Source organism: Pseudogemmobacter bohemicus, from assembly GCF_003290025.1.
Lineage (GTDB): Bacteria > Pseudomonadota > Alphaproteobacteria > Rhodobacterales > Rhodobacteraceae > Pseudogemmobacter > Pseudogemmobacter bohemicus.
In genome coordinates this window covers 79,897-102,703 of record NZ_QNHG01000007.1, presented here as the reverse complement: position 1 = coordinate 102,703, position 22,807 = coordinate 79,897, and the positions used below count along the sequence as shown (strand labels likewise).

The window sequence follows — 22,807 nt, the reverse complement described above, 5'->3', positions numbered from 1 at the left end:
CACCATGAGGAAAACATCTCCGCCACTGCTGATGAATCGCCGCCGCCTGCTGACCACCGGCGCAGTGGCGCTGGCAGCACCCGCCATCCTGCCGCGCAGCGTCTTCAGCCAGACCCCGAAAACCATCCGGATCGGGGGCGCCGTGCCGCTTTCGGGCCCGGTCGCCTATTGGGGCCATTCAACCGCCCAGGGCTTTGGCGATGGGGCCGCCGTGATCAACGCCGCCGGCGGCGTGATGATCAATGGCGAACCGCATATGATCGAGGTCATCGACTATGACACCAAGGGCGAGGTTGCGGACAGCCGCGCCGCCACCCTGCGCCTCGTCGAACAGGACAAGGTGAAATATGTCTACAGCCAAGCTGCGGCCTCGACCGTCGGCATGTTGCAGGTGACCGAACCCGCCGGCGTGCTGTCGATCGTGGCCTGCTGGGGCTATCTCGACCTCTTCGGCAAGAACTATCCCCTGCATTTCCGTGCCGAAACGTCGGATTACGAACAAGGGTTCGCCTACATCCCCTTCATGCAGGAAAAATACGGCAAGGACGCGCTGAAGACCGCCGCGTTCATCGGCCCGAATGACCAGGACGGCACCGATTGCCATGCCTCGTATAAGCGGCTGATGGATTATTACGGCATCACCCAGAAATCGGCCGAGTTCTACAATTGGGAAGACACCGATTTCTACCCCATCGTCGCCAAAACCATCGCCGATCCGCCCGATTTCATCGTGACCTCGCCCTCACCGCCCGGCATCACCGCCTCGATCATCAAGGCGGCGCGCGAGCTGGGTTATACCGGCCCGATCTCGTCCCCGGCGGCCTCGGAAACCACCACGATCCTGGAAGTCGCGGGCGAACATGCCGATGGCGTCGTGCTGCCGGTCACCAATGTCTCGCCTTCGACCGATACCCAGAAGGCGGTTGAAAAGCGCTTTATGGAGCGTTTCGGCACCTTCAACGCGCTGGCGGGCAATTATTCCTGGTGGATCTATTCGCTGAAAGCCGCCTGGGAAATGGCCGGGACCGCCGAAGACACCAAAGCGGTGGCCGAGGCGCTGGCGCAGGTGCAGCTGGAAGACACCTATGTCGGCCGCGTGAAATGGGGCGGCGAGAAGTCGTTCGGCGTGGCGCGGCAGGGCATTTATGACTGCTACACCACCACCATCGACAAGGGTGTGGCCCAGGTCGAAGACGTCCGCTTCCCTGCCCTTCCCGACGATTACTGACGTTCAGGCGCGTTTCCGGCCCGGGTTGATCCGGGCCGGACAAGGCGGCGGGTGAACCCGTCGCCCGAAATCTGTGCGGCCTCCGGAGTGTTCCACGCATGAGTGATTTTCTGCAAATGGGCCTGACAGGCCTGAGCCTTGGCCTGATGTATGCGCTGATCGCCATCGGGTTGACGCTGATTTTCGGGGTGATGCGCATCATCCAATACGCGCATGGCGAGATGTTCATGCTGGGCGCTTTCGCGCTCTATTACTGGCATGCCGAACTCGGCCTGCCCTATTGGGCGGGGGTGGCGTTTTCTGCCGGGCTGATCTTCTGCCTGGGCGCAGTTCTGCAGGTGGTGCTGTTCAAGCCCTTACAGGGCAAGAACATTCTCTATTCACTGGCGGTATCGCTGGGGCTGGTTCTGATCATCTCCGGCTCCGGCCAGCTTTTGTTCGGCACCACCACCAAGGGCATCCCCTCGGCAGTGTCGGGCGGAATGCTGATCGGCGGCGCCTATCTCAGCTATGAGCGGATCGTGATCTCGGCGGTCTCGATTGGCCTCATCATCGCGCTCTGGGCCTTCCTGCGCCATTCGGTGACCGGTTTCGCCATCCGCGCCGTCGCCGAAGACCCGCAGACCGCCGCGCTGCAAGGCATCCGCACCGACCGCGTCCACTGGATCGCCTTCGGCATCGGCTCGGCCATGGCGGCAATCGCGGGCTGCATGATGGGGACGCTTTTGTCCATCGTGCCGACCATGGGATTCCTCGCCACCATCAAAGCCTTTATGATCGTCATCATGGGGGGCCTTGGCTCGGTGATCGGCGCGCTGATCGGAGGGCTGATTCTCGGCATGATCGACTCGGTCGTCACCACCACGATTTCCGGCGATATCGCGATCATCCTCAGTTTCGTGGTGATCTTCCTGATCCTCGTCTTCCGGCCCTCGGGTCTCTTTGGTCAGAACTGGGACTGAGGGGGCGATCATGGACAAGACCGATATCATCGCAAGCCCGAACCGCCTTGTCTGGGCGGGGCTGCTGCTCCTTGCACTGGCCGCGCCCTTCCTTGTGGGCTTTGACCTGTACCTGATCCATGTCGGCATCACGATCAGCTTCAACGTGGCGCTGGCCACCAGCCTCTGGATGATCTGGTCGCTGGGGGTGATCTCCTTCGCCCATGCCGGTTTCATGGGGATCGGCGCCTATGCCTCGGCGCTGGTGCTGACGAAACTGGGGCTTTCCATGTGGTACGGGCTCTGGATCGGGGCCGTGATTTCCGCGCTGTTTGCCATGCTGATCGCGGTGCCGCTGATGCGCACCCGCGCGGTCTATTTCTTCATGGCCTCCTGGGCGGTGGGCGAGGTGATCAAACGCAACTTCGCCTATTTCAAGGATTTCTTCGGCGGCTGGGACGGAGTTTTCGACATCAAACCGCCGGTGCTTGACCTTGGCTTCCTGCAAATCGACTTCGCGGATCGTCTCGCCTATTACTACCTGGCGCTGTTCTTCGTCGCGCTCACGGTCTGGATCATCTACCGGATGAACGCATCGCGCACCGGCATGATCTGGTGGGCAATCCATGAAAACGAGCTGCTGGCGCAACATACCGGCATCAATGTTTTCCGGCAAAAAGTCGTCTGTTTCACCATCGCCTGCACGCTGGTCGGCGTCACCGGCGCGCTTTATGCCCATTACCAGACCTATATCAGCCCCAAAAGCTTTGACATCTGGAAGTCGGAATTCGCGCTGGTCCACCTGATCGTCGGCGGGCTGACCACGGTGGGCGGCCCGGTCGCGGGCGCGATTTCCCTGACCATGGTGGACGAGGCTTTGCGCGCCACTGGTTATTTCCGCACCATCTTCTTCGGTGTGGTGCTGATCGCCTCGGTCCTCTTGCTGCCGGGCGGTCTGGAGACGATCCCCGCGCGCATCCGCCGCCTGTTCAACCGCAAGTCGAAAGAGTGAGGCCGGCCATGCATGAATTAGAGGCGCGCGGCCTTCAGATGAAATTCGGCGGTGTGACGGCGATTGCCGGCCTTGATCTGACCGTCGAGGAAGGCGAGATCCGCGGACTTATCGGCCCCAATGGTGCCGGGAAAACCACGTTTTTCAACGCCTGTTCCGGCCGCTATCCGGTCACGGCGGGGGAAATCCGTTATCGCGGCCAGAAGATCAGCGGCATGAAGCCACATCAGATCGCGGCTGAAGGGCTGGTCAGGACCTTCCAGCATGTCACGCTGTTCAAACAGTTTTCCGTGCTGAAAAACGTGGTGGCGGGGAATTATCTGCATGCGCGGCATTCCTATTGGGGATCCTTGCTGCGTACCCGCAAGACGCGCGAGGCAGAGGCCGGATCCGTCGCCCGCGCCCGTGAGATCCTTGATTTCGTAGGGCTTGGCGCGCTGATGGATCAACAGGCCGCAACGCTTGCGCATGGGCATCAGAAGATGCTGGGCATCGCCATTGCACTCGCCGCCGAGCCGAAGATGCTTTTGCTGGATGAGCCCTGCGCCGGCATGAACAGCGATGAAAGCCGCGAGATGATCCATCTCGTGCGCCGCATCCGCGAGACCGGCATCACCATCATGCTGATTGAGCATGACATGAAAGTGGTGATGGGGCTGTGCGACCGCATAACCGTGCTGAATTTTGGCAATGAAATCGCCGATGGCACGCCCGAAGCGGTGCGCGCCAATGCGCAGGTGCGCGAAGCCTATCTGGGGAGCCAGGCCCATGTTGCTTGAGATCCGCGACCTCTGGGTCCATTACGGCAAGGTCGAGGCGGTCAAAGGCGTCTCGATGGCACTGGAAGAGGGCGGTGTCATCACCCTGATCGGGGCGAATGGCGCCGGGAAATCCTCGATCCTCAAGGCGATTTCGGGTCTGGAAAACCCCTCGCGCGGCGAGGTGCGGTTCAACGGCCAGGTGATCACCGGTCGGCCTGCGCATGAGATCGTCGGCCTTGGCATCGTCAATGTCCCCGAAGGGCGCAAGCTCTTCAAACTGATGACGGTGAAGGAAAACCTCCGCATCGGAGCCTATCTCGACCGCGACCGCGCGCGCATCGCGAAGGGGATCGAAGAGGTGTTCGAGCGCTTCCCCATCCTGCGCGAGAAACAGAATCAGCCGGCGGGCAAACTTTCAGGCGGCCAGCAGCAAATGGTCGCCATCGGCCGCGCGCTGATGGCAAGGCCGAAGGTTCTCCTGATGGACGAGCCCTCGCTCGGCCTCTCGCCGGTGATGATCGACGAGATCGCAAAACTGATCCGGGAACTGCGCGCCTCGGGCCTGTCGATCGTGCTGGTCGAACAGAATGCAAGCCTCGCGCTGCAACTTTCCGATCATGGCTATGTGCTGGAGACCGGCGCGATTGCAGTGCAGGGCCGCTCGGTCGATCTGCTGACCGACCCGCAGGTCGCCCGCGCCTATCTCGGCGCCTGAGGAAAAGACGATGAATGATATTCCGCCTCCCGGAGATGATTTCGCGATGCTCGGCTATGTCGATCTCGACGGGCTGATCCGCGGCAAATATGCAACCCAGGCCAAGCTGCGATCCTGGCAGGAAAAGGGTGGTGCCTTTTGCTCGGTGGTGCTGGGCTGGGACTCGCGCGATGCGCTTTACTCCAACCGCCATACCGGCTGGCACACGGGCTATCACGACGACCCGATCCGGGTGGTGCCGGGTCCGGGGCGGGTGATGCCGGGGGATGGGCGGCGCTTTCACCTGATCGAATATGCCGACGGGCCGGGTGCCGCGCTCTGCCCGCGCCGGCTGGCGGGGCGGGTGCTGGAAGAGGCCGCCGCCATGGGCTTCACCGCCATGGCCGGGTTTGAATATGAATTCTATGTCTTCCGCGAGACGCCCGCCACGGCTCTGGCCAAGGGCTATCGCGGCCTCACGGCCCTGAGCCCCACGACCGGCGGCTATTCGGTGCAGCGGATGGCGGTGGAGGACGGGTTTTTCTCGGGCATGATGGCGCTGGCGCGTCAGTTGAACACCCCGCTTGAGGCGATCCATCCCGAGGCCGGTGAAGGCGCGATGGAATTCGCCTTCACCCCGTCCGAGCCGCTGGAAGCCGCCGACAGGGCCGCGATTTTCAAATCATTTTCAAAGGCCTGGGGCAATCAGAACGGGCTGAGCCTGTGCTATATGGCGAAACCGCTGAACGGGCTGCCCGGCTGCGGCGGCCATACGCATCTGTCCTTGTGGCGGGGCGATCGGTCGGCCTTTTATGATCCCGCAGGCGAGGGCGCTCTCTCGGAAACCGCGCTCCATTTCATCGCCGGCCAGCTGAAATACATGCCCGAGTTGCTGGCGCTTTATGCGCCGACGATCAACTCTTTCACCCGTCTCGCACCCGGCTTCTGGGCGCCGACCGGCGCGACCTGGGGCTTTGACAACCGCACCTGCAGCCTGCGCGTCGTCGGCGACAGCGCGAAGTCGATCCGGGTCGAGATGCGGCCGCCTGCGGCAGACGCCAACCCCTATCTGGTGCTGGCCGCAGCACTCGCTTCGGGCCTTCAGGGCATCCGCGAGGGTCTCGACCCCGGCCCGGCCTTGCGCGGCAATGGCTATGAGGCCGACCTGCCCGCAGAACGGCGCTTCCCCGCCTCGCTCGCCGAGGCCGCCGCCCGGCTGCGCGGATCAGAGATGGCGCGCGCCTGGTTTGGCGATGCCTTTCCCGACCATTTCGCCACCTCACGCGAGGCCGAGGTCGCAGCACAACGCGCCTGGGTCTCGGACTGGGAACTGAACCGCTATTTCGAGATGATCTGATGACTTACGCTCTGAATGCCCGCTGGACCTATCCGACCACCATTCATGCCGGAGCCGGCAAGATCGCGGATCTCGCGTTTCATACCGGCACCGCCGGGATGAAACGCCCGCTGATCGTCACCGATAGGGGGCTGGCACATCTGCCCTTCATCACCGCCGCGCTGAAGGCGCTGACCACCGCCGGTCTCGCGCCTGCGCTGTTTTCCGATGTGCAGGGCAACCCGACCGATCTGAACCTCGATGCCGGGATCCAGGCCTTCCGCAAGGGCGCGCATGACGGGGTGATCGTCATCGGTGGCGGCTCGGCGATGGATGTCGGCAAGCTGGTCGCGCTGATGGAAGGTCAGACCATTCCGGTCTGGGATCTGGAAGATATCGGCGACTGGTGGACCCGCGCCGATGCGACCCGTATCCATCCGATCATCGCGGTGCCGACCACTGCCGGAACCGGGTCCGAGGTCGGGCGCGCGGCGGTGCTGACCAATACAACCGACCACACCAAGAAAATCATCTTCCACCCGAAAATGCTGCCGGTCCTGGTGATCGGCGATCCGGAGCTGGCGCTCGGCCTGCCCCCCGCGCTGACAGCGGCAACCGGTATGGACGCCTTCACCCATTGTTTTGAGACCTTCTGCGTCGAAAGCTTCCATCCGATGGCTGATGGTATTGCGCTTGAGGGGCTGAGGATCATCCGCGACGCCCTGCCCCGTGCGGTGAAAAACGGCCAGGACCTGGAAGCGCGGACAATGATGTTCGCCGCCGCGATGATGGGGGGGGTGGCGTTTCAGAAGGGTCTCGGCGCGGTGCATTCGCTGGCGCATCCTCTGGGCGCGATCCATGACATCCAGCATGGTTTGGCCAATGCGGTGATCCTGCCCTATGTGGTCGCCTTCAACCGCCAGGCGATTGAGGAAAAGGTCGCCCGCGTCGCGCATGTGCTTGAAATCGAGGGAGGGTTCGACGGGTTCATGGCCTGGCTGCTCGCGTTCCGGCGCGAGCTGGGCATCCCGCATACGCTGGCCGAACTCGGAGCAACTGCCGCGCGCGCCGATGAGATTGCCGCCAAAGCGCTGGCCGATCCCTCGACCGGGGCCAACCCGCGCAAGATGGATCAGGACGATTTCCGCCGCCTCTACCTCGCCGCGCTGAGCGGTGATCTCACGATCTCATAAGGGAGGAAGCCCGATGTTCACCAGCCTTGAAGGCCAGAGCGCCATCGTCACCGGTGCCTCAAAAGGCATCGGGCGCGGCATCGCCCGAGCATTGGCCGCGAGCGGCGCGCAGGTCACCCTGGTCGCGCGCGGCATGCCTGCGCTTGAGGCCGCGCGGGATGCAATCCTTGCGGAAGTGCCGGGCGCAAAGCTGCGCCTCGCCAGCTGCGACATCGCCGACTGGGCAGCCGTGAAGGCGATGGTGGACGCGGCGGCGGCGGCCCAGGGCGGGCTGAACATCCTGTGCGCCAATGCCGGCATCTACCCGCAGACCACGATGGAGGCGATGGAGCCCTCGGAATGGGATCAGGTCATGGCGGTGAATATGCGCTCTTCCTTCCTGGCGGTCAAAGCGGCACAGCCGCATTTCCGGGCAGCGGGCGGCGGGCGCGTCGTGCTGACCTCGTCGATCACCGGCCCGATCACCGGCTATCGCGGCTGGACGCATTACGGCGCCTCCAAAGCGGCACAGCTTGGTTTCATGCGCTCGGCTGCGATGGAGCTGGCGAAGGACCAGGTCACGATCAATGCCGTTCTGCCCGGCAATATCATCACCGAGGGGTTCGAGGGGAACGGGCCGGAATATCTGGCGGCGATGGAGGCCTCGGTGCCGCTGGGTCGGCTGGGCACCGTCGACGATGTCGCCAATGCGGTGCTGTTCCTGGCCTCAGACCTTGCCGGCTATATCACCGCGCAGACCATCGTGGTCGATGGCGGCCAGGTGGTGCCGGAATCGCTCGACGCGATGGCATAGGGGCGCGGGGATATGTCGGACACCATTCAGGTCAACCGCTGGCGCCGCTATTCCGACTGGGACGGACGGCCGCTGCGGCTGGACCGTTTCGCGAAAGAAGACCCTGCGAATGGCTTTGCGGCCTTCAAAAGCCCGGCCGATCCAAGCCCCGGACTGACGCTTGCAGCGGGTCGCATCGCCTCGATGGATGGCGTGCTGGCGCATGATTTCGACATGATCGACGCTTTCATCGCCGAATATCACCTCGACCCGCAGATCGCCCCCGAGGCGATGGCGATGGACTCGGGTGAGGTCGCGCGGATGCTGGTGGATATGCATGTGCCGCGCGAGCGCCTGGTGCAGCTGGCACATGGCATGACGCCTGCGAAGCTGGTGGATGTGGTCTCGCGCCTGAACGCGATGGAGATCGCCTTCGCCTATTCCAAAATGCGGCCGAGGAAGACCCCCGGCAACCAGGCGCATGTGACCAATGCGAAAGACGACCCGCTGCAACTCGCCGCCGATGCGGCGGTGGCGGCGGGGCATGGCTTCGACGAGGTCGAGACCACGATGCGCGTCGCCCGCTGCGCCTGGTCGAATGCGCTGGCCTGCCTGGTCGGATCCTCGGTCGGCGAATGGGGGACCTTGTTCCAGTGTTCCTCGGAAGAGGCCGAGGAACTTCGGATCGGCATGGCGGGCTTCACCTCCTACGCCGAAACCGTGTCGGTTTACGGCACCGAGCGCAGCTTTACCGATGGCGATGACACCCCCTGGTCCAAGGCCTTTCTGGTCGCGGCCTATGCCTCGCGCGGGATCAAGGCGCGCTGCACCTCGGGCGGTGGGGCGGAGCTGTTGATGGGCTATCACGAAGCGAAATCGCTTTTGTATCTGGAGGCCCGCTGCCTCTGCCTGCAACGCGGCATGGGGGTTCAGGGCACGCAGAACGGCGGCATTGACGGGGCACCGATCACGGCATCAATCGCCGGCGGCATGCGTGAGATGATGGCCGAGAACCTGCTTGCCGTCTGGCTGGATCTGGAATGCGCGTCGGGCAATGACGCGCGCGCCACCGAATCCGAGATCCGGGTCGGCGCCAAGATCCTTCCCTATCTGATCGCGGGCTCGGATCTGATCTGCTCGGGGTTCGGCTCGATCCTGAAATACGACAATTCCTTCAACCCGTCCCTTTTCAACGGCGAGGAGATGGAGGATTTCCTCACCCTCCAGCGCGATTTCGAGGCCGATGGCGGGCTGACCCCTATCCCCGAGGCCGAGGCGTTGTCGCTGCGGATCCGCGCGGTCGAGGCCATTTCCGCCGTGCTGGAGGAACTGGATCTCGCCAGCCCGACCCAGGCGATGAAAACCAGCGTGATCGCCGCCTCCGGCTCACGCGAGACGCAGACATTCTCCACCGGCGAGACCGCCCGGATATCCGAGGAAATCCAGGCACGCGGCATCAATGTGATCGACGTGATCAAAGCACTGGCGAAACGCGGCTTCCGCCCCGAGGCAGGAAATCTGTTACAGATCGTCAAGCTGCGGGTCTCGGGCGATTATCTGCAAACCTCGTCGATCATCCGTCAGGGGCGCATCCTCTCGGCGGTGAATGACCCAAATGACTATGGCGGTCCGGGCACCGGCTACCGGCTGACGGATGCCCGCAAGGAAGAGATCAACGAGATCCGCGACCTGATCGGCCAGTCCGAGGTGCTCTCGGATCAGGCCCGCCATCGCCGCGCGGAAAGCCGTCGCATCACCTACGCGCCTCAGGGGGAGGCTCCGAAAGGCGCCAACCCGCATGAGGTGGTGATCGGAATCTCGCCTGCCTTTGGGTTGCAGCTTTACCAGACGACCGCCGGGCTGGCGCTGTCGGATGTGCTGTCGGCGCTGATCCGGGGGATTACTTCGGGCGGCGGCGTGGCGCGGATCCTGAGGATGCATCACACGGCGGATACCTCTTTCCTCGGGCTGACAGCGGCAGAGATGTCGGGCTCGGGCTTCGGGATCGGCATCCAGGCCAAGGGCACGGCGGTGATCCATCAACGCGGCCGGATGCCGCATAACAATCTTGAGCTGTTCTCGAACGCGCCGATCACCACGCTGGCGCATTACGAAGGCATGGGCCGCAATGCCGCCCGCTGGACCCATGGCGAACGCCCCGAACCGGTGGTTGTGCCGACCGATGGCCAGGCGCTTGGGGCGCGGTTCCATGCCCAGGTGGCGCTGATCTATGCGATCGAGACCGGGCTGACCGACCCCTCCCGCCCGCCCGAGGAAACCTTTGTGACCTTTGCCGATACGGGGGCAAAAGCATGAGACGCACCCTGACCCGGGCCGATTTCCCGCTGGCCGAGACCGCGCCTGACCAGGTGCAGGGCGCGCGCGGCAAGCCGCTGGAGGCGCTGACGCTGGAGGCCGTGCTGCAAGGCGATGTCACCATCGAAGACCTGCGGATCACGCCTCAGGCCCTGCTCGCCCAGGCGGAAATCGCCCGCGATGCCGGCCGCGCGGCGCTCGCGGAAAATTTCGAACGCGGCGCCGAACTGGTCGCCGTGCCGCAGGAGCTGATCATGGAAACCTATGAGATGCTGCGACCGGGGCGGGTGAAGGATGCCGGGGTTCTGCGCGAACGCGCCGCCATGCTGCGCCGCGACTATGGCGCCGAAAAGCTGGCGGAGTTTCTCGAAACTGCGGCGATCCATTACCAGCGCCGCGGCCTGATGCCCGGCTGAAAGGAAGCAAGAAATGCGGCTTAACGGCAAGATTGCCTTTGTCACCGGCGCCGGTTCGGGGATCGGGCGCGGCTCGGCCATGGCGCTGGCGGGCGCCGGTGCGTTTACTGTGGTGACGGATCGCGACGGGGTGGCGGCGGGTGCGGTGGCGGATGAGATCACCACGAAGGGAAACCGCGCCGAGGCGATGGCGCTGGACATGACCGACACGGCTGCCATCCAGGCAGCGCTGGAGGATGTGATCGCCCGCCATGGCCGGATCGACGTGCTGCATTCCCATGCCGGAATCCAGATCGAGGGCCGGCTTGACCAGGTGACGGCGGATCAGATGGATGCCTCCTGGGTGATGAATGTGCGCTCGCATTTTGTGGCGGCCCAGGCGGTGATCGGCCAGATGCAGGCGCAGAAAAGCGGGTCGATCATCATCACGGCCTCGAATTCCGGGGTGCAATATGATGCCGGCATGATCGCCTATGCGGTGACCAAACATGCCGCCGTCGCGATGGTGAAGCAGATGGCCAAGGATTTCGCGAAAGACGGGATCCGGGTCAATGCTCTCTGCCCCGGCTTCATCGACACCCCCTTCAATGCGGGGTTTGAACGCCAGATGGGCGGTCGCGCCGGGCTGGAGGCCTATATCGCCAATGCGATCCCGGCCGGGCGTTTCGGTTCGGTCGAGGAAATCGCAGCGGCAGTGCTGTACCTCGCCTCGGATGAGGCGCGTTTCGTCACCGGCCTGGCGCTGGTTGCCGATGGCGGCGAGTGTCTCTGACGCCCTGATGCCTCAACGGCGGCGGTTGCCGCCAGGCCCGGCTCCCGCCCCGGCACGGGTGACCGAGGGCAGCTCGCCGAACATCTGCCGGTAATCGCGCGAGAAATAGCCCAGATGCCAGAAGCCGAACTGGGTCGCGGCCTCGGTCACCGGGCGGTCGCTTTGAAGCATCCGCCGCGCCTCTGACAGCCGCAGCGCCCGCAGATACTGCACCGGGCTGAGGCCCGTGACCTCCTGGCAGGCATTTTGCAGCGTCCGGCGCGAGACGCCCAGCTCGAGCGTCAGCTCGGCCACCGAAACAGGGCAGGTATGGCCATCGGCAACCAGGTCGTGAATGGCGGTGATCGTGTCCCAGTGGCGCAAGGTATTGCGCCCGCCTTCGGTCTCGGCGCCGCCGGCGGGTTGCAGCATATCCAGAAGCCAGCCGACCAGCCCCCGGCTGAAGGCGGCGGTGCAGCCCGGAAGCTCCTCCAGCCGCTCATCCAGCCCCTGCTCATGCAGGATGCCATGCAGCAGCCGCCCCAGCTTGGCCGCCCGCGCCGGCTCGATCGGGATCGAGCGCCGCCCCGAGGAAATCACCCGGTCCAGCTCGCAGATCATGGCCTGGAAAACCGGGTCGTCGAATCCGGTCGTATCCACCTCGATCCCCAGAAACTCGAACCCGTCGGGCGAAAGGAACTCGAACCCACCGCGCCCCGAGAAGACCAGCAGAGTATTCGGCCCGCCCTCCTCGCCGCAGATGCAGCTGCGCCCGCGCGCCCTCAGCGGCAGGCCGAAGGCCAGCCTCCCCGGCGGCAGCGCGCCATGCTGAAAGGTGGCGCGGTTCATCCGTTCGGAAAACAGCCGCGTCGCCCCCAGCCGGAACGTGCTGAGCGAGCCGGTAAAGGCACCGGCATGCAGCTGGAAGTAATCCTGGTCCCAGGCCTGCAGCAGCGTCGCCTGATGGTGGACATCTTCGCTGTGCCGCACCCATTGGTTTTCGGATTTCAAAACCCTGACCCTCTCGATACAGACAGGCAGAGCGCTGCGGGCAATGGCGCGGGCCGGACCTCTGGCGACAACGCCCGCCGGGTCCGGATGCGCTGTGCGGCGCTCAAACCTCAGATCATGGCTTGCACGATAGGCGCAGGGCGCCGCTGCGGTCAATCATCGTCGCAATCCTTTCGCGCCGCGGCCCGGCTTTTGGCGCTGTTCGCATAAATGCGCGCCGCCCGGCCTGACCCCCACCTCAGCTTTGGGCGGCCAGCACGGCCTGCATCAGCCCGGGAAACCGCCGGTCCAGATCCTCCAGCCGCAGGCTGAGCAGCCGCCCGCGCCCCGCCGGTTCATTGCGCAAAATCCCCGCCTCGCGCAGCACCTTCATATGATGCGATTTGGTCGATTTCGGCGCATCGGGATTTTGCAGATGGCATTGCGCCATATCCACCGCGCCGCTGGCGACCTGGCGCACAATCTCCAGCCGCGCCGGATCGCTGAGCGCGAAGAGGATATCGGTCAGGACCAGATCCTCGCCTGGCGGATGGTAGAGATCGGGGATAGGGAAGCTGTCATTCTCGGCCATGGTTCGAATATAATTGAACACTCGCGGGCTTGTCAGCAGAAATCCGTTCGAATAATATCGAACAGTCCCGGCCAGAGCGGCCGCGCCCTCCGCCGGAAGACCCTTATGAGCAGTCCTGTGCCTTCGGGCGATATCAGCCCCTCCCGCCGTCTTGCGGGTTTTGTCATTGCGGGGCTTGCGGGCGGGGTGATGATGGCCAGCTCCAGCGCGCCCTCGCCCTTTTATCCGGTGTTGCAGCGCGAGATGGGCTTTTCCGAAACCACGCTGACTGCGATTTTCGCCGTCTATGCGATTGTGCTGCTGGCGACACTGCTGACAGGGGGATCGGCCTCGGACCATATCGGGCGCCGGCCGGTGCTGAGCTTTGGCTTCGCCCTGCTGGCCGCCTCGATGCTGGGTTTCGCGCTGGCCTCCGGGCCGGAAGAGCTGCTGGCCGCGCGCGCGGTGCAGGGTGTCGCCTGCGCGCTTTTGCTGACCACCGCCTCGGCTGCCGTCACCGATCTTGAGCCCCGCAGCCGCCCCGGCCTCGCCCAGGTCTGCAATTCGGTGATCCCGCTGGCCGGCATGGCGGCAGGGGCGCCGCTGGCCGGTTTCGTGATGGAACATGCCGCCGAGGCGCGGCTGGATGTCTTTGTCGCCATCACGCTGATCTGCCTTGGTTTCGCGGCGCTGGTGTGGAAAATGCCCGAGACCTCGCCCCGCCATGAGGGGCTGTGGCAGGCGCTGCTGCCCAGGGTAGGCATCCCGGCCCCTGCCCGGGCTGCCTTCTGGCAAAGCACCCCCGCCATCGTCGCGGGCTGGGCGACGGGGGGGCTTTATCTCTCGCTCGGCGCGCCGGTGATCTCGGTCTTTTTCGGGATAGAAAGCTATCTGATCCAGGCGCTGGTGGTCACGCTGCTCTCCGGGGTCGGCGCGCTGGCCTGTTTCATCGCCCGCCGTTATTCGCCGCGCCAGGTCATGCTTTACGGGACATTCGCGCTGGCCCTTGGAACCGCGCTGACACTGACCGGCATCTGGCTGCGTTTCCTGCCGCTTTATCTGGCGGCGCTGACGCTGGCGGGCACCGGCTTCGGCACCTGTTTCTACGCCTCGCTGCGCACCATCGTGCCGCTTTGTCCGCCCGATGAACGAGGCGAACTTTTCGCTTCGATCTTCACGCTGAGCTACCTGGCGTTTGGCCTGCCGGTGGTGGCGGCGGGCTTTGCCATCCCCCGGATCGGGCTGGATGCGACCGTGCTGATCTATGGGCTGATCATCACGCTGATGGCGGCCCTGGCCTGGGCCTGGCGCCGGTTCGGCAGCCAGAGCTGAAACCCGAAGGCCCGAATTCCCAAACTTTCAAACCCCCGAAACGGCACAATCCCGCCGCATCGGGAACATATCATTCGTTAACCCTGTTTCCGACGCCCCCCTTTGCGCAGCCGCAAACGGGTTGCCTCCTGTAACCCATAAGCCCGAAGCACCGAGACCATTTCCATGAAAAAGACCCTGCTCCCTGGCGCCGTTTTGCTCTCGGCCCTGACCCTTTTCGCCTGCGCTGCGGCTGATCGCCCCTCGATCCCGAGCAAACCCGGCGAAAGCTTTCTTGAGGCGAAATCCGCCGTTCAGGGCTGTTCCGGCGTGGCCGCCCAGGGCGGCAGCAATGCGGTCGGCATCAATTATGTCGGCAATGTTCTGGTCGGCGGCCTGATCGGCGTGGCCGGCACCGCGATGAACGAGGACAGCATCCGCGCCCGGGGCGAGGCCAATGCGGTCGATCGCTGCCTGAAGAAACAGGGCTATACCCGCCGAGACCTTTCGGATGCCGAAGTGGCGGCGCTGAACCGCAGCACGGCGGGCCAGCGCCAGGCCCTGCTGGACCACCTTGTCGGCGGCGGCAGGCTGGCCGATTTCCGCGCCGCGCAATAAGCGCCACGGGAAGCCCCGCGCGCGCAAAGCGGGGTGGCGTCAGGCGCCACCTCCCTGCCGCATCCGCTCTGACATCTGGCGAAGCAGATGATCGACCGCCAGCCCCATGAAGGCAACCGCCAGCCCCAGCACCAGCCCCTTGCCGACATCGCTGACCGAGAGCGCGCGCTGCAACTCCTGGCCCAGATCCTGGGTGCCGATAAAGGCCGCGATGATCACCATGAACAGCGAGAACATCACCGACTGGTTGACGCCCACCAGCATCACCGGCGCCGCCATCGGCAGCTGCACATGCCAGAGCATCTGCCGCCTGGTCGTGCCGCTCATATGCGCGGCCTCGATCAGCTCGGGCGCGACGCCGCGCAGCCCCTCGATGGTGTAGCGCACCAGCGGCACCGCGGCAAAGGTCACCACCGCCATCACCACCGCGACATCATTGACCCCGAACAGCATGACGACAGGGATCAGATAGATAAAGCTCGGGAAGGTCTGGAGCGAGTCGCAGATCAGCAGCATCCGGTTCGCGCGGGTCTCGGACCCGGCAGCCCAGATCCCCAGCGGAAAGCCGATCAGCGCCGCGAGGAAGACCGAGAAGCCGACCATATAGACGGTGATCATCGCCCGGTCCCACCAGCCCGACAGCGCAATCGCCCCGATAAAGCCCAGCATCACCAGCGCCGATCTCCAGCCGCCAACCGCCCAGCCCGCTGCCGCCACCGCGATCAGCACCGCGCTGAACGGCAACCACAGGATCGCGTCGCGCAGGGGGATCAGCACCCAGGTGATCAGGAACCACCTGAGCCAGGTCGTCACCGGATCGACCAGCCGGATCAGCCAGTCCACCAGCATATCGACCGGCGCGGCAATGCTCAGCGCCTCGCGGCGCGGCACCTGGGCCAGCAGCGGAAAGAGCTGCGACAGCGCGAAAGCCAGCACCACCGCGACAGCCCAGATCAGCAGGACCGGATGACGCCGCGCCCAGGAAAGCCCCAGGGCGTGATGCAGCGGCTGACGCTTCGCCCAGGCGCGGCTCAGCCGGTCCAGCACCACGGCGATCAGCACGATGGTGATGCCGATCTCGACCGAGAGCCCGATCTTCAGCGCCTGCAACAGCTGCAACAGCTTCTGCCCCAGCCCCGGCATCCCGATGAAACTGGCCAGCACCACCATGGCGAGGCATTGCATGATCACCTGGTTGACGCCGATCAGAATATCGCCCCGCGCGGTGGGAAGGCGCACCCGGGTCAGAAGTTGCCAGGGCGTGGCACCCCCCATGCGGCCGGCCTCAACCACTTCCTCAGGCACCTTACGCAGGCCAAGTTCCGTCATCCGGATCATCGGTGGCACCGAGAAGATGATGGTGACAATCGCGCCCGCTTTCGGCCCGACACCGATAAAGACAACGACCGGGATCATATAGGCAAAATGCGGCAGGCTTTGCGCGACATTCAGGATCGGGTTGAGGATACGCTGCACCCCCTTCCAGCGCCAGGCAGCGATGCCGAGTATCAGCCCGGCAAAGACCGAAAACGGCGCGGCGACCACGATCACCGACAGCGTCTCCATCGCCCATTGCCACTGGCCCATGACCGCGATCCAGACGAATGTGCCGCCTGCCAGCACGGCAAGCCGCCAGCCCCCCAGCCACCAGCCAAGCGCGGCCATCGAAATCGCCACCACCGACCAGGGCAGCGGCCCCAGCCTCGGCCAGCGGTTCTTGCCGTAAAGAATATTCGCCGTCACATCGAGCAGCCATTCCAGCATGGCGGCGAAGGCACGGGTGACCTCCATCAGCCCGAGATCGTCGCGCAGAAAGGCGAAAGCGGCGTTGATCCAGTCTGCAAAAGGCACCACCAGTGCCTCGGGCAGCCGCATCAGCCCCGCTGGCAACCCCTCGGGCAACCAGGCCCGTCCGAGGATCAGCAAAGCCGCAAGACCCAGCATCAGGATGGGCGCGTTCAGCCGGGGCGAGGGCGGGGTCAGGTCGATCCGGTCCACCATGCTCATGCCGCATCGCCCAACAGGATATCCAGCGCCCGGGCGCGCTCCAGCATGCCGGTGATGCGGCCGGTGCCATCGGCCACCGGGATCCAGTCGCGGCTGTCATTGACCAGGCGTCGTGCCAGATCGCGCAAAGTCTGGCCGCCGGGCAAAGCCGGCCCGTCAATCGCCCGCCCCGCCACCGGGCCGGCGAGGCCCGCGACATGCAAAACCCGCGCCCGGTCGATCTCGGCGGTAAAGCGCGCCACATAATCGGTGGCCGGTTGCAGCACGATGCGGTCCGGCGTGTCGATCTGCTCGACCCTGCCATCCTTCATAATCGCGATGCGGTCCGCGAGGCGCAGCGCCTCGTCAAAATCATGGGTGATGAAGATGATGGTCTTTTTCAGCATCCCCTTGAGGCGCAGGAATTCATCCTGCATCTCGCGCCGGATCAGCGGGTCCAGCGCCGAAAACGGCTCATCGAGGAACCAGATATCCGGCTCGACCGCCAGCGACCGTGCGATGCCGATGCGCTGCTGCTGCCCGCCGGAGAGTTCGCGCGGGAAATAGCTCTCGCGACCCTTGAGACCGACCAATGCCAGCATCTCACGGGCGCGCTCAATCCGCGCCGCACGCGGCTGGCCGCGCATCTCCAGCGGGAAAGCCACGTTTTCCAGAGCGTTGCGATTGGGCAAGAGGCCAAAGCTCTGGAACACCATCCCCATCTTGCGGCGTCTCAGTTCAATCAACCCGGCCTCGTTGAGACGCCCGATATCCTGGCCCTCGATCAGGATCTCACCCGCCGTGATCTCATTCAGACGCGAGAGGCAGCGCACCAGGGTCGATTTCCCCGACCCGGACAGCCCCATCACCACCAGCATCTCGCCCGGCATGATATCCAGCGAGACATCGCGCACCGCGGTCACATGACCCTCGGGGCGCGCGTCCCTGTCCGCTTTCATCGCCGCCAGTGCGACTTCCGGGCGGGGGCCGAACACCTTCCAGACATTGCGGCAGGAGATTACGGGTACGGGGGTCTGAATGGCATCGGTCATGCGGGATCTCCGGGCTGAGGCAGCCCGCCCCCTTCGCCAGAACGGGGGCGGGCCTGAGAGGCGGTCGGGGTCACAAAGGCCGCGGGCTTATTCCAGCCAGGGTTTCCAGACCGCCTCATTCGCTTCGAGCCAGGCGCTCGCAGCATCTTCCGGCTCCATCCCGTCGACATCGACCAGCTTGGCCATTTCCGCGATCTGCGGATTGGTGAAGCTGACTTTTTGCAAGACGGCATAGGCTGCCGGCCATTTTTCGGGCATCCCGTCCCAGGCGGCGATCTTCAGATATCCATCCGCCGGGTTGCCGCAATCATAAACCTTGTCCGGATACAGACCGACCGCCGGATCGGTGTCGCAACCGGCCTCCCATTTCGGGAATTCGACGAATTCACCCGGCCAGACGGCCTCGGCGAAATTCGGGGTCCAGTTGAAGATCACGATCGGGGTTTTGTCCTTTTCCGCCGCCGCGAGTTCCGCCCAGAGCGCCGCCGCCGAACCGGCATTCACCACCGTGAAATTCATCGCCAGCGCATCGACCTTTTCGGCGTCATGTTTCAGCCAGTCGACCGGACCGCCAAGGAACCGCCCCTTCTCGCCGGTTTCCGGCGTCGCAAAAACGGCCGCACAGGCATTCAGCGCCTCCCAGTCCGGCAGGCCAGGGCAGGCCTCTTTGGTCCAAAGGGGATACCACCAATCCTCACGCGTCACCGCATTGTGGTTGCCGGCCTCATGGATGCCGCCCTTTTCCACCGCCGCGTTGAACGAGGCGCCAAACGCCCCCTCCCAGACCTCGACCTCCAGGCTCGCATCGCCCAGCCGGATCGCCTCATAGACCGCCTGGCTGTCGGTCGAGACATATTCAACCGAATTGCCCATGCTTTCAAAGATCTGGCCGATGGCATGGCTCATCACGATCTGGCTGGACCAGTTATGGATCGGGATGGTGATCGGGTCAGAGGAATCTTCGGCCCGGGCGGCACCGGTCAGGCTGGCGGCGATGAAAAGCGGCGCAAGAGCAAGCCTTGCCGACCGCGACAGGCGGCTGGTTCTGGTCATCTGGTTTTCCCTGTTGGTAAGGCCGCGCGGGTTTTCCCGCTGCGGGATGTGGCGGAAAGGTTCGGCCTCCCCTGCACCCAGGCTAGTCGCAGGTTGTTACCCGGTAAGCCCTTTGCGATGAACAGACTGGATTAAATTGTGAAAGATTGTTAACAGAGAGGAATATTCCCCGACCAGCAGGAGCGTGATGACCACCAGCCCCCGCTTCCCGCAGCAAGGCCCGCGCGCGCGTCCGGCCCATATCCTGATCGTCGAGGATGAGCCGGTCACCCGCAAGACGCTGGCCAGCTATCTTGAGGGCTTCGGCTACCGGATCTCGGAATGCGATACGGCGGAAGAGGCCGAACATCTGCTGGCCAGCGACGAGCCGGACCTCTTGCTGGTCGATATCAACCTCTCGGGCCGCGACGGGCTTGAGATCACCCGCGACCTGCGGGCGCGATCAGAGATCGGCATCATCCTGATATCGGGCCGCACCGATGAGGTTGACCGCATCATCGGGCTTGAGCTGGGCGCTGATGACTATGTCTGCAAGCCCTTCAACCGGCGCGAGCTGCTGGCAAGGATCAAAAACCTGCTGCGCCGCACCCAGGTGCTGCGGCAGCTGGAGCGGAAAACGCTGCGCTTCGAGGGATTTACCTTTGATCTTGCCACCCGCGCGCTGAGCGGTCCGGGTGGCGCGACGATCCAGCTGACCCGCGCGGAATATGAACTGCTCAGGGTGTTCGTGACCACGCCGGGCCTCGTGCTGGACCGTGACCGGCTGGCGGCCGCCATTTCGCCACGCCGCTCTGGCGTGAATATCCGCAGTGTCGATGTGCTGGTGCAGAGGCTGCGGGTCAAACTGGGCGATGATCCGCGCAGCCCCCGCATCCTCGCCACTGCCCATGGCGAGGGCTACCTGTTCACCGCCGCGCTGGACTGAGTGTTCAGCCGGGACAGCGCCGCCTTCATGTCGGATTTCGCGGCCTCGGCCAGCGCCCCGAGCCTGGCAAGGGCCAGAGCCGCATCCTGCCCGCCCCGCGCCGCCCGCTCGATCTCCTGCAGGCAGGCGGTCAGCGCCGCCAGATCGAAATTCGCCGAAGCGCCCGCCAGCTGATGCGCCTCGCGCGCCAGCGCGGCGCTGTCGCCGCGATCGGCGGCGCCACGGATCAGCGGCAGCGCAAGATCGAGCCGGCTGAGGAACAGCCCGGCAAGCTCTGCCACCACCGCTTCGGGCAGATCGGCCAGGGCGCCTTGCAATACCGGCGCCGGGCGGTCGCAAATCGTGGCCAGCGCCGCCAGCAGGCGTTCAGGCGACAGCGGCTTGGCAAGCATCACCGCCATCCCGGCCTTCAGGCTTGCCGCGACCCCGGCGCCGCCGATATGGGCGGAAATCCCGATCACCGGCACCTGCGCGCGGTCAGGATCAGGCAGCGCCCGGATCCGCCGCAGCACCTCGGTGCCGGGGATGTCGGGCAGATCCAGATCCAGCAGAACCGCGTCATAGCCGCCCGCTGCCGCCAGGTCGACCGCCGCCAGCCCGGTTTCTGCCATTTGCAACCGGTGACCGGGCGGCGCCAGGATCGCCGCCACCACCATGCGGTTGATCGGGTGATCCTCGACCACCAGCAGCGACAGCGGCCGCAGATCGACCGGCATCACCATCGGCACAGGGGCCGGTGCTGCGGCCCGGGCAAGATCCAGTTCCAGCACGAAAACAGCGCCCACGCCCGCGCTCTCCTCCAGCCAGAGCCGCCCGCCCATCTGCCCGACAAAGCGGCGACAGATCGCGAGGCCAAGGCCGGTGCCGCCGAATTGCCGCGCGCCCACCGGCTCGCCACGCTCGAAAGGCTCGAAAATCCGTTCGCGCGCCTCGGGCGCGATGCCGGGGCCGGTATCGCTGACCCGAAAGCGCAGCCGGACCATCCCGGGCCCGGACGGGATGGCCGTGACCGCCAGCGCCACATGGCCCCGCGCGGTATAGCGGATCGCATTCGACAGCAGATTGACCAGAACCTGCCGCAGCCGGCCGCGATCCCCCGTCACATGGCCCGGCAGATCCGGCGCCAGCGTGATCCGCAGCGCCAGCCCCTTTTCCTCTGCCGCAGGCTTCAGCAGCCATTCGGCATCGGCCACCAGATCGGCCAGCGGGAAAGCGGCATTCGCCGCCCCTCCCTCGCCGCGCTCGGGGCGGATGAAGTCGAGAATGTCGCCCAGAATCCCCATCATCCGCTCGCCGGACAGTTCCAGCGCACGCAGCTGCTCCATCTGCTGCGCGCTGAGCCCGTCGCGCGGCAGCGAGCGGATCATCCCCTGCATGCCGTTCATCGGTGTGCGGATTTCATGGCTCATCATGGCGAGGAATTCCGATTTCGCCCGATCCGCAGCCTCGGCCTTTTCGCGGGCGATATCATGCGCCGCCACCTCTTCGCGCAGGGCGAGCGTGCGCTCATCGACCAGCTGGCGCAGCGCATTCCTGTGGCGGTGCAGCTCGTCCAGATGGCGGGCGCGCTCCTGTTCCAGCGCATCATTATGGATGGCCTGGGCGCGGAACACCGCCACGGCCTGTTCCATCCCGGCGATCTCATCCCGGCCCTCGGGGCGGATTTCCTCGCCAATGGCACCACCCGCGAGCCGCGCCATGGACGAGGACAAGCGGTCAAGCCGGCGCGAGATATTGCCGCGCACATAGAGCCAGAACACCGCAAGCGAGATGATCAGCGCCGTAACCGCCCCCCAGGCCTGCAGGCTTTGCGAATAGCGGATGGCGGAAAGCACCCCGGTTCCCGCCTCGGTCGCCCGCCCGCTGACCGAGACCGCCAGCACCGCCGCCCCCTTGTCGATCCGCCCCGCCGCCTCGATCACATTATTCCTGGCCGAGGCGATGCGCCCCTCCAGCGCCAGGATCGCGGCGGTCGCATCCAGCATATCGGGGGCACCCGGGGATCGCGCGCCGGGCGTGCGCGGCGCGCCCGAACGGATCACCGTCAACAGCGCCAGCGCCCGGTTCGCCCGCACCGGATCGGCAATCGTCTGCACCCGGCGCGAAACGATGGAAAGCCGTTCCTCCATCACCCGGCGCAGGCTGGCAAGCTCGTCCTTCGCATCCGACGGCCGGTCGGGCACCGTGGCCAGCCGGTTCAGCAAAAGCCCCAGCTCCGACGCATGGGCGCGCATCTCGAACATCAGGCTCAGCTGGAACAGATCGACCTCGATCAGCTTGTCCAACGCCGCAAATCCCGCCTCCCCATCCGCCGGGCTGATCTCGTAAAGGCTTGAAATCGTCGCAGAAGCGGCAGCCTCGGCATTGGCGACCAGAGTATCGGCGATGCCGCCCAGCTCGGCTGCGGCACCGATGCCCTCGTCGATATGCCGGCGCAGGCTTGCCCGCGCGAGGATGCGGCGCTGCACCACCAGATCCAGCACACCGATGGCGCCACGCAGATCGCGGATCGCCGCCTCAAGCCCGGCAATCGCCTCGGGGTCGCTGTTGCGATAGGGCGAAAGCCGCGTGTTCAGCAGATCGGCCTGGTCGAAAAGCCAGGCGGTGCGTTCGCGCCGCTCGGCCTCGGTCTGCACCGAGGCAAGCTCGGGTGCGATGGCGACGATCCGCGCGCTGGCCTCGGCAAAACCGCGCAGCCCGGCCAAAGCGGGGATGGTTCGCTCGCTGGCCTCTTCCTGGGCGCGGATGGTGCCGCTCAGCTCCAGCCAGCCGATCAGCGCCGCTGCAAGCGGCAGGCCGGTGATGACCAGAAACGCCGCCAGAAGCCGGAAGCCAAGCCCCCTGCCCATTTTTGCGGCGCCTGTCACCGGACCCTGTTGCA

The 22,807-nt window shown here is 65.1% G+C and carries 20 protein-coding genes; 14 read left to right on the top strand and 6 right to left on the bottom strand.

Annotated elements, in window-relative coordinates:
- The first annotated feature begins 4 nt into the window (after positions 1-4).
- From DRF71_RS25455 to DRF71_RS25405, 11 genes are all read left to right on the top strand, one after another.
- Positions 5-1,228 (top strand): ABC transporter substrate-binding protein, encoded by a 1,224-nt coding sequence (locus DRF71_RS25455; protein ID WP_112313257.1) that lies wholly within the window; start codon positions 5-7, stop codon positions 1,226-1,228.
- A 98-nt stretch (positions 1,229-1,326) separates the two neighbouring features.
- The gene (locus tag DRF71_RS25450; RefSeq protein WP_112313256.1) at positions 1,327-2,190 is read left to right on the top strand and encodes a branched-chain amino acid ABC transporter permease; all 864 of its coding nucleotides are present in this window, start codon (positions 1,327-1,329) and stop codon (positions 2,188-2,190) included.
- A gap of 10 nt (positions 2,191-2,200) precedes the next feature.
- Positions 2,201-3,181 carry a branched-chain amino acid ABC transporter permease gene (locus tag DRF71_RS25445; protein ID WP_112313255.1) on the top strand — a complete coding sequence of 327 codons (981 nt, stop codon included), beginning with the start codon at positions 2,201-2,203 and terminating at the stop codon, positions 3,179-3,181.
- Between the two features lie 8 nt (positions 3,182-3,189).
- Positions 3,190-3,960, top strand: a complete 771-nt coding sequence (locus tag DRF71_RS25440; protein ID WP_112313254.1) for an ABC transporter ATP-binding protein — start codon at positions 3,190-3,192, stop codon at positions 3,958-3,960.
- A complete protein-coding gene (locus DRF71_RS25435; RefSeq protein WP_112313253.1) occupies positions 3,950-4,657 on the top strand; it encodes an ABC transporter ATP-binding protein in 708 nt (235 codons plus the stop codon). Before DRF71_RS25440 ends, DRF71_RS25435 begins: the two co-directional genes overlap by 11 nt.
- A 10-nt stretch (positions 4,658-4,667) precedes the next feature.
- Complete coding sequence (locus DRF71_RS25430; RefSeq protein WP_112313252.1) at positions 4,668-5,993, top strand: glutamine synthetase family protein; 1,326 nt, start codon at positions 4,668-4,670, stop codon at positions 5,991-5,993.
- Entirely contained in the window at positions 5,993-7,165 is a 1,173-nt protein-coding gene (locus DRF71_RS25425) for an iron-containing alcohol dehydrogenase (protein ID WP_112313251.1), read from the top strand. Before DRF71_RS25430 ends, DRF71_RS25425 begins: the two co-directional genes overlap by 1 nt.
- A gap of 13 nt (positions 7,166-7,178) precedes the next feature.
- Positions 7,179-7,958, top strand: a complete 780-nt coding sequence (gene fabG, locus DRF71_RS25420; protein WP_112313250.1) for a 3-oxoacyl-ACP reductase FabG — start codon at positions 7,179-7,181, stop codon at positions 7,956-7,958.
- A 12-nt stretch (positions 7,959-7,970) separates the two neighbouring features.
- Positions 7,971-10,253, top strand: a complete 2,283-nt coding sequence (locus tag DRF71_RS25415) for a propanediol/glycerol family dehydratase large subunit (RefSeq protein ID WP_112313249.1) — start codon at positions 7,971-7,973, stop codon at positions 10,251-10,253.
- Positions 10,250-10,669, top strand: a complete 420-nt coding sequence (locus tag DRF71_RS25410; protein WP_112313248.1) for a diol dehydratase small subunit — start codon at positions 10,250-10,252, stop codon at positions 10,667-10,669. Before DRF71_RS25415 ends, DRF71_RS25410 begins: the two co-directional genes overlap by 4 nt.
- A 13-nt stretch (positions 10,670-10,682) precedes the next feature.
- The gene (locus tag DRF71_RS25405; protein WP_112313247.1) at positions 10,683-11,441 is read left to right on the top strand and encodes an SDR family NAD(P)-dependent oxidoreductase; all 759 of its coding nucleotides are present in this window, start codon (positions 10,683-10,685) and stop codon (positions 11,439-11,441) included.
- A 12-nt stretch (positions 11,442-11,453) separates the two neighbouring features.
- Here DRF71_RS25405 and DRF71_RS29130 read toward each other — a convergent pair whose 3' ends face one another.
- Together DRF71_RS29130 and DRF71_RS25395 are read right to left on the bottom strand one after the other, a co-directional pair.
- Positions 11,454-12,431 carry a helix-turn-helix domain-containing protein gene (locus tag DRF71_RS29130; RefSeq protein WP_269814405.1) on the bottom strand — a complete coding sequence of 326 codons (978 nt, stop codon included), beginning with the start codon at positions 12,429-12,431 and terminating at the stop codon, positions 11,454-11,456.
- A gap of 238 nt (positions 12,432-12,669) precedes the next feature.
- Positions 12,670-13,023, bottom strand: a complete 354-nt coding sequence (locus tag DRF71_RS25395) for an ArsR/SmtB family transcription factor (protein WP_232831686.1) — start codon at positions 13,021-13,023, stop codon at positions 12,670-12,672.
- 84 nt (positions 13,024-13,107) lie between these two features.
- On the opposite strand from DRF71_RS25395, the gene DRF71_RS25390 reads away from it, so the two are divergent.
- A complete protein-coding gene (locus DRF71_RS25390; protein WP_112313244.1) occupies positions 13,108-14,313 on the top strand; it encodes an MFS transporter in 1,206 nt (401 codons plus the stop codon).
- A 165-nt stretch (positions 14,314-14,478) separates the two neighbouring features.
- Complete coding sequence (locus DRF71_RS25385) at positions 14,479-14,910, top strand: hypothetical protein (RefSeq protein WP_232831685.1); 432 nt, start codon at positions 14,479-14,481, stop codon at positions 14,908-14,910.
- Between the two features lie 39 nt (positions 14,911-14,949).
- Here DRF71_RS25385 and DRF71_RS25380 read toward each other — a convergent pair whose 3' ends face one another.
- The 3 genes from DRF71_RS25380 to DRF71_RS25370 form a co-directional block, all read right to left on the bottom strand.
- Positions 14,950-16,917, bottom strand: a complete 1,968-nt coding sequence (locus tag DRF71_RS25380; protein ID WP_232831684.1) for an ABC transporter permease — start codon at positions 16,915-16,917, stop codon at positions 14,950-14,952.
- Positions 16,914-17,948 carry a quaternary amine ABC transporter ATP-binding protein gene (locus DRF71_RS25375; protein WP_112313242.1) on the bottom strand — a complete coding sequence of 345 codons (1,035 nt, stop codon included), beginning with the start codon at positions 17,946-17,948 and terminating at the stop codon, positions 16,914-16,916. Before DRF71_RS25375 ends, DRF71_RS25380 begins: the two co-directional genes overlap by 4 nt.
- 87 nt (positions 17,949-18,035) lie before the next feature.
- Positions 18,036-19,001, bottom strand: a complete 966-nt coding sequence (locus tag DRF71_RS25370) for an ABC transporter substrate-binding protein (RefSeq protein ID WP_112313241.1) — start codon at positions 18,999-19,001, stop codon at positions 18,036-18,038.
- 187 nt (positions 19,002-19,188) lie between these two features.
- Between DRF71_RS25370 and DRF71_RS25365 the strand changes: the two genes are divergently transcribed.
- Positions 19,189-19,926 carry a response regulator gene (locus tag DRF71_RS25365; RefSeq protein WP_112313240.1) on the top strand — a complete coding sequence of 246 codons (738 nt, stop codon included), beginning with the start codon at positions 19,189-19,191 and terminating at the stop codon, positions 19,924-19,926.
- On the opposite strand, the gene DRF71_RS25360 is transcribed toward DRF71_RS25365, so the two are convergent.
- Complete coding sequence (locus DRF71_RS25360) at positions 19,899-22,775, bottom strand: ATP-binding protein (RefSeq protein ID WP_198672379.1); 2,877 nt, start codon at positions 22,773-22,775, stop codon at positions 19,899-19,901. The two genes, DRF71_RS25365 and DRF71_RS25360, sit on opposite strands and share 28 nt — an antisense overlap.
- Between the last annotated feature and the right edge of the window lie 32 nt (positions 22,776-22,807).

Excerpts from the sequence above, each read along its gene's own strand:
- DRF71_RS25455 (WP_112313257.1), top strand. The coding sequence starts at position 5 with ATGAGGAAAACATCTCCGCCACTGCTGATGAATCGCCGCCGCCTGCTG.
- DRF71_RS25450 (WP_112313256.1), top strand. The coding sequence starts at position 1,327 with ATGAGTGATTTTCTGCAAATGGGCCTGACAGGCCTGAGCCTTGGCCTG.
- DRF71_RS25445 (WP_112313255.1), top strand. The coding sequence starts at position 2,201 with ATGGACAAGACCGATATCATCGCAAGCCCGAACCGCCTTGTCTGGGCG.
- DRF71_RS25440 (WP_112313254.1), top strand. The coding sequence starts at position 3,190 with ATGCATGAATTAGAGGCGCGCGGCCTTCAGATGAAATTCGGCGGTGTG.
- DRF71_RS25435 (WP_112313253.1), top strand. The coding sequence starts at position 3,950 with ATGTTGCTTGAGATCCGCGACCTCTGGGTCCATTACGGCAAGGTCGAG.
- DRF71_RS25430 (WP_112313252.1), top strand. The coding sequence starts at position 4,668 with ATGAATGATATTCCGCCTCCCGGAGATGATTTCGCGATGCTCGGCTAT.
- DRF71_RS25425 (WP_112313251.1), top strand. The coding sequence starts at position 5,993 with ATGACTTACGCTCTGAATGCCCGCTGGACCTATCCGACCACCATTCAT.
- fabG (WP_112313250.1), top strand. The coding sequence starts at position 7,179 with ATGTTCACCAGCCTTGAAGGCCAGAGCGCCATCGTCACCGGTGCCTCA.
- DRF71_RS25415 (WP_112313249.1), top strand. The coding sequence starts at position 7,971 with ATGTCGGACACCATTCAGGTCAACCGCTGGCGCCGCTATTCCGACTGG.
- DRF71_RS25410 (WP_112313248.1), top strand. The coding sequence starts at position 10,250 with ATGAGACGCACCCTGACCCGGGCCGATTTCCCGCTGGCCGAGACCGCG.
- DRF71_RS25405 (WP_112313247.1), top strand. The coding sequence starts at position 10,683 with ATGCGGCTTAACGGCAAGATTGCCTTTGTCACCGGCGCCGGTTCGGGG.
- DRF71_RS25390 (WP_112313244.1), top strand. The coding sequence starts at position 13,108 with ATGAGCAGTCCTGTGCCTTCGGGCGATATCAGCCCCTCCCGCCGTCTT.
- DRF71_RS25385 (WP_232831685.1), top strand. The coding sequence starts at position 14,479 with ATGAAAAAGACCCTGCTCCCTGGCGCCGTTTTGCTCTCGGCCCTGACC.
- DRF71_RS25380 (WP_232831684.1), bottom strand. The coding sequence starts at position 16,917 with ATGAGCATGGTGGACCGGATCGACCTGACCCCGCCCTCGCCCCGGCTG.
- DRF71_RS25375 (WP_112313242.1), bottom strand. The coding sequence starts at position 17,948 with ATGACCGATGCCATTCAGACCCCCGTACCCGTAATCTCCTGCCGCAAT.
- DRF71_RS25370 (WP_112313241.1), bottom strand. The coding sequence starts at position 19,001 with ATGACCAGAACCAGCCGCCTGTCGCGGTCGGCAAGGCTTGCTCTTGCG.
- DRF71_RS25365 (WP_112313240.1), top strand. The coding sequence starts at position 19,189 with ATGACCACCAGCCCCCGCTTCCCGCAGCAAGGCCCGCGCGCGCGTCCG.
- DRF71_RS25360 (WP_198672379.1), bottom strand. The coding sequence starts at position 22,775 with ATGGGCAGGGGGCTTGGCTTCCGGCTTCTGGCGGCGTTTCTGGTCATC.